The 7,966-nt window shown below is 69.6% G+C and carries 8 protein-coding genes; 6 read left to right on the forward strand and 2 right to left on the reverse strand.

Translation table 11 applies throughout. From position 1 onward, the window contains the following. From AC5WS8_RS38695 to AC5WS8_RS38715, 5 genes are all read left to right on the forward strand, one after another. Positions 1-913: MFS transporter (locus AC5WS8_RS38695; RefSeq protein WP_496108163.1), on the forward strand; the 913-nt coding region annotated here is incomplete at its 5' end. Next, entirely contained in the window at positions 910-1,530 is a 621-nt protein-coding gene (locus AC5WS8_RS38700; RefSeq protein WP_496108164.1) for an HAD family hydrolase, read from the forward strand. The genes AC5WS8_RS38695 and AC5WS8_RS38700, both read left to right, overlap by 4 nt. Positions 1,531-1,561: 31 nt before the next feature. Then, positions 1,562-2,428 carry an SPDY domain-containing protein gene (locus AC5WS8_RS38705; protein ID WP_496108165.1) on the forward strand — a complete coding sequence of 289 codons (867 nt, stop codon included), beginning with the start codon at positions 1,562-1,564 and terminating at the stop codon, positions 2,426-2,428. Between the two features lie 30 nt (positions 2,429-2,458). Next, positions 2,459-2,947 (forward strand): hypothetical protein, encoded by a 489-nt coding sequence (locus AC5WS8_RS38710; RefSeq protein ID WP_006143140.1) that lies wholly within the window; start codon positions 2,459-2,461, stop codon positions 2,945-2,947. A 53-nt stretch (positions 2,948-3,000) separates the two neighbouring features. Then, positions 3,001-4,041 (forward strand): MSCRAMM family protein, encoded by a 1,041-nt coding sequence (locus tag AC5WS8_RS38715; protein WP_496108166.1) that lies wholly within the window; start codon positions 3,001-3,003, stop codon positions 4,039-4,041. A 635-nt stretch (positions 4,042-4,676) separates the two neighbouring features. Here the strand turns inward: AC5WS8_RS38715 and AC5WS8_RS38720 are convergent. Continuing rightward, positions 4,677-6,200 carry a gamma-glutamyltransferase gene (locus AC5WS8_RS38720; RefSeq protein ID WP_496108167.1) on the reverse strand — a complete coding sequence of 508 codons (1,524 nt, stop codon included), beginning with the start codon at positions 6,198-6,200 and terminating at the stop codon, positions 4,677-4,679. Positions 6,201-6,345: 145 nt separating this feature from the next. Beyond that, positions 6,346-7,695 carry a GIY-YIG nuclease family protein gene (locus AC5WS8_RS38725; protein ID WP_496108168.1) on the reverse strand — a complete coding sequence of 450 codons (1,350 nt, stop codon included), beginning with the start codon at positions 7,693-7,695 and terminating at the stop codon, positions 6,346-6,348. A gap of 3 nt (positions 7,696-7,698) precedes the next feature. Here AC5WS8_RS38725 and AC5WS8_RS38730 point away from each other — a divergent pair. Beyond that, on the forward strand, positions 7,699-7,966 hold a 268-nt coding region (locus tag AC5WS8_RS38730; RefSeq protein ID WP_496108169.1), incomplete at its 3' end, for a transposase.

Here is a 7,966-nt window from a genome sequence, read left to right on the forward strand (position 1 = left end):
GATTGGCGGAGCTGTCGCACTGGGAGCGGCTCTCGCCGTGCTGGGGCAGTGCCGGACGCTGACCTCACTACTCGCGGCGGCTGTCACCTTCGGTGCCGCGCACGGTGTCCTGGACGTCGCCGCCAATACCGCGGCGGTTCGCTGCCAGAACGCCGCCAGCCGGCCGGTCATGTCCTCCCTGCACGCCGCGTACTCGATCGGTGCCCTGGGCGGTGCCGCCATGGCCGCTGCCACTGCGCGCACAGCCCACAGCGCCTTGTTTATGGCCACCGGCCTCGCGCTGACCGCGACCGTGCTCGTCGCCGGGCCGCGCACCCTCGCGCTGAGCGGCGCCGACCAGCCCAAGCTGCCGGAGCCCCAGGGGGCCGGTCAGGGCCGGGCGGGAGGTGTGTGGCTGTTGGGTGCGCTGGCGGCTGCGAGCCTGCTGGGGGAGGGGGCGGCGGCCGACTGGGCCGCAGTGCACCTGCACACGCTGCACGCCACATCCGCCCTCAGCGCGACAGCGTCTGCCCTCTACAGCATGGGCATGGCGATCGGCCGGCTCACCGGCGACTGGCTCACGACCCGCTTCGGCGCTCCTGCCGTGGTCCGCACCGGCGCTGCGCTCGCCGCCGGCGGACTGACCACCGGCGTCCTGGTCGGCAGCGTGCTTGCGGCGCTGGCCGGCTGGGCGGTCTTCGGGCTCGGCCTGTCCAGCACCGTCCCCTCCCTGATCACCGCCGCCGGCAGACACGGCCCGAGGGCCGTCGCCACGGTCTCCGTCACCGGCTACCTCGGCCTCCTCGCCGGCCCCGCCGTCATCGGCGCCCTCGCCAGCGCCACCACCTTGCCCACGGCCCTGCTGCTGCCCGCCCTCCTCGCAGCCGCTCTCGCCGCCCTCACCCGCCGAGCCCTGGAGAACACCGCCCCTTGACCCGCCCCACCGGCCCCGACGCCGTCATCCTTGACTACAACGGCGTCCTCGGCCTGCAGCCCACCCGCGCCCAGTGGCTACGGCTGGCCCGTACCGCTTCCTGGCCCGAAGACGATCTCGCAGCATTCCAGCGCGTCTTCTGGAACGCCCGCGACCTCTACGACGCCGGCCAGCTCAGCGACCTGGCGTACTGGGCCCGCGTCCTCGGCTTCCATCCGGGCCCCCGCCTGTTGCGCGAACTCCTCGCCGCAGACACCGACATGTGGTCCGCGACCGACGAGGGCGTCCTGTCCGTCCTGCGCCGCGCCCATGCCACCGGACTGCCGATGGTGCTGTTGTCCAACGCACCCACCCACCTCAGTACGGTGCTGGACACCCACGACTGGCGCCGAATGATGACCCAGGCGCTCTACTCGGCCCGCCTGCAGCTGTGCAAGCCCGACCCGGCTATCTACCAGCAGGCGCTGGCGGCCACCGGGGTCGGTGATCCACGACGTGTCCTGTTCGTGGACGACCGCCCCGACAACTGCCAGGCCGCCGCCCGCTTGGGCCTTCGCACGCTGCACTACACCGGCTCGACCGACGCCCTACGAGCAGCTTTGCTGCCCGCTGACTGACTCATCCGCCCACGCCGCCAATCAGGAACCCGTGTCCCTCCACGACGACCCTCACACGCCTGACGGAGACGTCTTCGTCTCACCGCGCCATCTCGCCAGCAGCACCAACACCGGCGACCCCGCCCTCACCCCGCTCATCGACCATGGCTGGGACGTCCAGCACGACGACCTCGGCAACGTGTACGTCAACGCTCCCGACCGGCGCATGCGCCTGGGCTACCTGCCCGAAGGCGAGGACGACGGGCTCTGGCGCATCAACGCCTACAAGGACCAGTTTGGCCCGCCGACATGGGGCGTCTGTTTCAACGACCGCTTCCCCACCGAGTTCGTCCAGGCGTTCACCACCGCCCTCGCCACCGCCTACGAACAGGGGCCGGACGCCTACCTCGCCAGACCGGTCTCGGGAACCGACGAGCACGATCCCTTCCTCGCCGTCGTGCCTCTCCTGCAACAAGGCTGGGAGATCGACCGTCCCCGCTGGGGCGTGTTCGCCGTCCAGGCCCCGGACGGCCTCGCCGGTCTGGAGTTCACCACCGGGGACCTCGATCCGGAGGCCGAGCTGACCACCCGTGACGCTCGCTGGCAGCTGTGGGCGGGAAGATCCATTGACCGGCCCGTCTGGTACGCGACGGCCAGCACCGACACCCCCGTCGCCCTGCTCACCGCAGTCACCCAGTGCGTCGCCGATCCGGCTCCGCTTCCCCGGTGGCGCCAGGACACCCTCAGCTACATCGAGGGCATGGCCCAGCTCACCCCCATCATCCCACCGCAGCCGCAGGCCCCAACTCCGCTCGACGTGCAGCGGGCTGCCTTTCGCCGGCCGGCCGCGCTGCCGGCTGCGAGTGTCCCTCGGTGGAGCACCAACAGCCGACCGGCCCTGCCCGGCCCGCGCCGATAGCGCCGGCCCGTCCCCGACCGGAGATCCCCCTTGTCCCTGCACGCCGCCGAGTTCTTCGCCGAACTGTGCCTCCCCTTCCACGACCACGCCGTCGTGGGCGCCACTTACTTCGCCGCCCCGGTCCCGGGCGCACCGCTGCGGCTGCGGATCGACTTCACCGCCACCATCCACGCGGACACCTACGGCGGACTTCGTGTGGCGGTCATCCACCCGGACCGCGGTGAAATCGACGTGGTCGCCCTCAGCTTCCTCGATCACGGCACCTTCCACCGCCGCGACGAAGCCCACAACACCCGGCCGAACACCAAGCAGTACGGCACGTTCAGCACCAACCGCCGCCCCGGTCGGCCACCCTGGGAGGGAGCCGTCACCACCGGGCTGCGCGACGCCATCGAGCAGTACACCACCGTCTGGTTCCCCGGCGCCTGGGCCGCGACCACGCCAAGCCCCGCGGCGAGCCGCGCAGCGCACCGGGCGCCCGCCCCGCCAGCCACCCGCAGCCAAGCCCGCACCCGCTGAATCCCCGTGCGGTGACCGACCTTCCACCAACCGATCAAGGAGCCCCCTTCCTCGTGCACGCTCGTTTCGTCCGTGGCGCCGTCCGATCCGCCGCAGTCGTCGCCGCAGTGACCGGCACCCTCACCTGGGCGCCGGCCGCGAACGCCCAACCCTCCGAACCGACCCCCTCCGCGTCGGCCACCGTTGCCGACACACCGGCCCCGGACGCGGGCAGCGTCGAGATCACCACCAGGGACACGGCCGGCGATGGGCTCCCCGGCGCCGCGTTCCTGCTGCTCAACTCAGCTGGCCAGGAGGCCGGACACGGGACAACCGACGCGCAGGGCAAGCTGACCTTCCCCGACCTCGCCCCGGGCATCTACCGACTCAAGGAGACCGCCTCCAACAGCCCGCTCCACGAGGTTGTCGCCGACCAGGACGTCATCATCACGCCTGGCGCCACCACGCGACTGACGATCACCGACCCATTCAAGGCCGCCAAGGTTCTCCTGCAGGCCAAGGACGACAAGACCGGCAAGCTCCTGCCCGGCGCAACGGTGAACATCGGCACCGGCACATCGACGCTGCTCACCCTGACGACCGGGGACAAGGGCACGGCCTCAGGGGAGCTGCCGGTGTCGAGCCGGAACATGGAGTTCTGGGTCAAGCAGGTCAAGGCACCCGCCGGATACGACCGCTACAAGCCGTCCAAGACATTCACCGCGGGCCCCGGCGCTCCGGTGACGGTGACCGTTACCAACACCAAAACCGCCACCAGCCCGAAGCCCCACCCCTCGGACAAGCCGACGTCCAAGCCCACCGGCACCCCGACTCCTGCGGACACGCCGGGCGACGGGACCGGCGGGGTCAAGCCCTCAGCGCCGGACACCGGCACAGCGGATGCTGACTCCTCGTCCACCGCAGCCACGGCCCCGGACGGCGACTCCTCGCCGCCGACCCCGGCAGGCTCCCTCGCCCACACCGGTGCCGACGCCACGCCTTGGATCGCCGCAGGCGCGGGGATCCTCGTCATCGCGGGCGTCGTCACCCTGGTCGCCGTCCGCCGTCGTACGACGACCGAGTCCGAGCCCGACGACAACAGCAAGACCAACTAGCCGAACATCAACCACCGCCGCAGGCCCCCGTGAAGCGAATCCGGGGGCCTGCTGGCGTCTATCGACGCCGAACCGCACCGTTCAGAGCATCATCGAGGACCTGGAACAAGTCGGCTACCTCACACGGGAGCGAGACGGGCGGCGCACGCGATACTTCCTTCGCCCGGATGGGAGGCGGCGCCATCCGGAGGAGGCCCCATCTGCGCCTCGCGACGCTGCTGGAGTTGTGTGTCCGCCAGGACCAACAGGGTGCAGCCGGCGGTTCCGTAGACTGCCGTTCCGCCACGCAGTCGTGATCCACCCTGGACACTGAGGGGCGGGCGCGTGAGCACCTGAGCACCAGGCACGCTGACGCTCAGTCGGCGCTCACGGACGCACAATCGGTAGGGAACTTCCCGCCACACCAGCGGCCCGTGATGCCCTTGACGCTGCGGACCGCCCAGGGGGTGCCGATGAGGACCAGCGGCCGGTGATCAGTTCCCGCCTCCGACTGTCGGCCGCGCCCCAAGATCAGCGAATCGTCTCTGTGCGTTCGGTGCTCCAACCGCCAGGCGCCAGCTGCCGCCTGTCATGCCGGCAAGGGGAGCTGCTCCTTGGCGCATCCCCGAACGCTTGGTATCGGCTGATGTGGAGATTTAGGCGCGTGCCGGGGGCAGGTCGTAGCGGCTGACCGCCAGGTAGGTCTCTGGTGTCGCCGCTTCGAGGAGGCTCTCGTCGCCTTCCAGGTCGAGTGCCGGCTCCTGGGATCGGCGCAGCAGGCTGCTCCAGTCGCTCGTCGCACCCCGCTCGTAGGCGTCGCGGAGCAGGAGGCGCAGCCGGGGGCGGGCTTCCTCCTGCTGCTCGCGGAAGATCCGCCGCTGGGTGAGCCGCTGTTCTTCCTGGGCTTCGTCGCTGAGCTCTTGGTCACCGCTCGGCTCGTCCTCGGCGCGCAGTCCTGGAGTGCGCCGGGCGATGGCGAGGTCTTCCTCATGGAGGCGCTCGCAGGCGGCGAAGAGCTTCCGGGACATGCCGAGGTGCACTTCGGTTCCGGGGATGCGGCAGGTGAGGAAGTCGTCGAGCCCTATGGAGCGGATACCGGCGCGCAAGGTGTGCTGCTCGGCTTGGAGCGCTGCTCCGCGGGCATCGGCCCGCATGGCGAGGGTGAGCCCGTCGTGCTCCAGGGGCGTGGTGAGTCCGGTGCGCCGACGGCGAGAAGTGCGCTCTGCGGGCACGGGCACGGTGCGCAGTTGCGAGACGGGAGCGGAGCGCAAGGCGAGGTAGGTGAGCATCTGGGCGCGGGCCGCGCCGATGAGCGCGTCGTCGCTGTCGCCGAGGCGGTCTTCCAGGTTGCCCGCGCCCGCCGCCTCCTCGTCGATGCCAGACCCATCAGGGCTGAGGGGCGGCTGGCCAGGGTGTAGGTCGTGGTCGATGGTGAGGAAGAGATCGTCACCGGGACGTACGGACGCTCCGACCAGGACGGTGCGGTGCGCATACGCGCCGAGGATCTTGCTGCCGGCCGCCAGCTGCGCCCACCCTTTGCGGAGCGTGCCCAGGCCGACGTCGCCACCCTTGGCCTCGATCAGCCAGTACCTCTCCTCTGCCTCGTGGCGCCCCCACAGGTCGGGCAGCTTCTTCTTCGGGTCCTTGAACGTGTCGTACAGAGCGGGGATGGGCCCGCCGAGTTCGAGGTGCTCGGTCTGGCCGAGGCCCAGCAACGAACGGCAGGCCCACTCGGTCATCGTCATGCCCAGCCGGTAGCCGGCGGCGTTCTTCGCGCTGCGCTCGGTGCCGTGCGCGTACACCGGGTTCCAGGTCAGGCGCCGGCCCTTGGCCCCAGGCACAGGGTGACGGGGCTCGACGACGTGCGCGCCAAGGTAGGCGTACAGCGGAGAGACCCGAGCGACCAGTTCCCCGTGTGCGTAGCGCGGCTGGTTCTGCAGGTGCGGGGTGACGTCGCGGCCGACTTCGGTGGCAGCCTTGATGATCTCCCGCCACGTGGTGGTCGGGGCGTACCAGCCGTCGGCCGCCGGGAACCCGTCCGATCCCGCCCACGCCTTGTGCTTGGCCGTCCGCCACTGCCGCCGAGGCTTCTTCGCGGGTCCGTTTCGGAACAGGACTGGTATGTCGAAGCTGTCGGGGTAGGTCAGCGGCGGCTCGTCGGGGATGTGCGCGGGGATCATGCGGTTCACTCTGGCATGTGCTCAGACCGCTCCCGGAGCCGGGTATCGAGCCGTCTACGGAGCCGCGGCGCAATCGATCCGGCTGGTAATTCAGTCCTGGCGCCGGACATGGACACGTCGAGCTGGCCCCCATACCGCACGGTACTCAGGGTCGGTCCCGGCGCACGTCGTTTCGCCGTCGTTCGAGTTGAGGGAGCCAGTGCTCGGGCGGCTGCGGATCCGTGGCTGCTACCGCCCAGCCGTCCTCTTCTTGAGGGTTCCGGGGAGCCCAGGTGCGCGGTGGGCGCAGTGCGAGGACATCCTTGACGAGTGCCCCCATAGCATCAGGAAGGTCCCGGTCAGGATCGTTCAGCAGGAGAGGAATACCCAGCGGGCCCCGTCGGGGGGCTGATGTCCGGTAGGTGACCTGGCAGGACGCGTTCGCTTCAAAGACGACGCCGCGGGCGTCGGTCGGCCCCTCCTCGTCCGAGAACCAGATCAGCCGGTCGCCGGCTACCAGGCGCTCCCTGCCATGGAGCATGCCGTTCCGCACGGTTCCGTCTCTGTCGAGGAAGGGAACGGGGTCCTCGTAAGCGCCGGGATCGTTGTCGCTGATTCCGGCCACGTGCCCGGGGTCATGCGTGGAGTGGATCTCCAGGAGGTCGCCGTCCGCGTGGGCCATCCAGATGTCGAGAACCTCAGCGGACGAGCTGAGCAGATGGGGGTACGCGGTGAGCACGAACAACTGCCCTGCCCTCAGTGGCAGGACGACTCGGTCATTCGCGGGCAGGCGATGAAGCGCAGGGATCGGCTCCCAGCTGTTGATACCGGTTACCTCCCTCTGGCACCGGCGGATCGCCTCGATGGCCGTGTCAAGGGAGACGCGGAAAAACTCCTTGCTTGCGTTAACGCGTTGGGCGGTGAGGAGGCGGTGGACAGCCTGTTCGACGTCTTTGGGCCGGGATGTGTGGGCCCTGAAGAGCACGTCGAAGGGGAAGGGGACCGATGTGCCCGACAGGTTCTTGGCTCGGTCCTCCGCGAGCAGGTCTGTGTAGCCGATCTTGAGCATGTCCGGGAAGGCAGGGTTCCGCTGGACGTACACGAACCCAGTGGTCCGAGGAGAGGGCAGAGGAGTCCCGTTGCCCGTCTTCCGTGAGCTGCCGGTTTTCTGGTGCCTCTTGGTGCCCCTGGAGAATCCGGAGAGCGTGACTGGCGGGTCGGACGACAGTACTTCGATCCCACCTTCGAGGTTGTGACGGGATGAGACGGTGATGCGGCGTCCCGAGAAGAAGTGCTCCACCTCAGCGCGGGACAGACAGCGCAACGCTTCTTCGAGCGGTTCGATCCCCTCATGTTCGTCGTAGTTGCGGTTACGGAAGTCTGGCAGGGATCGGGCCAGTGCATTGGTGGCGGCTTCCGTGATCAGACTGGCGAGCTCCGGACCGATGTGTGTGAAGCTTCCCCTTGATCGTGGACACCTGGAGACTGGGACGTGAGGTTCCAGAGGAAGTAGCACCAGGTGGGAAGCAAGTACACGAAGCGGTACACCGAGGAGTTCAAGCGGGACGCGATCGCGCTCGTCGACTCCTCGGGCAAGACGGTCACCGCCGTCGCCCGGGAACTCGGCATCAGCTCCGAGTCCCTGCGCGGCTGGTACCGCCGGGCCAAGGCCGACCAGGGCGAGGGCGCCCCGGGCGAGCTGACCAGCGCGGAGCGTGAGGAACTGCGTCGGCTGCGCAGAGAGAACCGCGAACAGCAGCAGACGATCGAGATCCTGAAAAAAGCGA

The organism is Streptomyces sp. PTL18 (assembly GCF_059510295.1).

Bases quoted from the DNA above. Each gene is read 5' to 3' on its own strand.
- AC5WS8_RS38720 (WP_496108167.1), bottom strand. From the start codon at position 6,200: ATGATCCCCGCGCACATCCCCGACGAGCCGCCGCTGACCTACCCCGAC.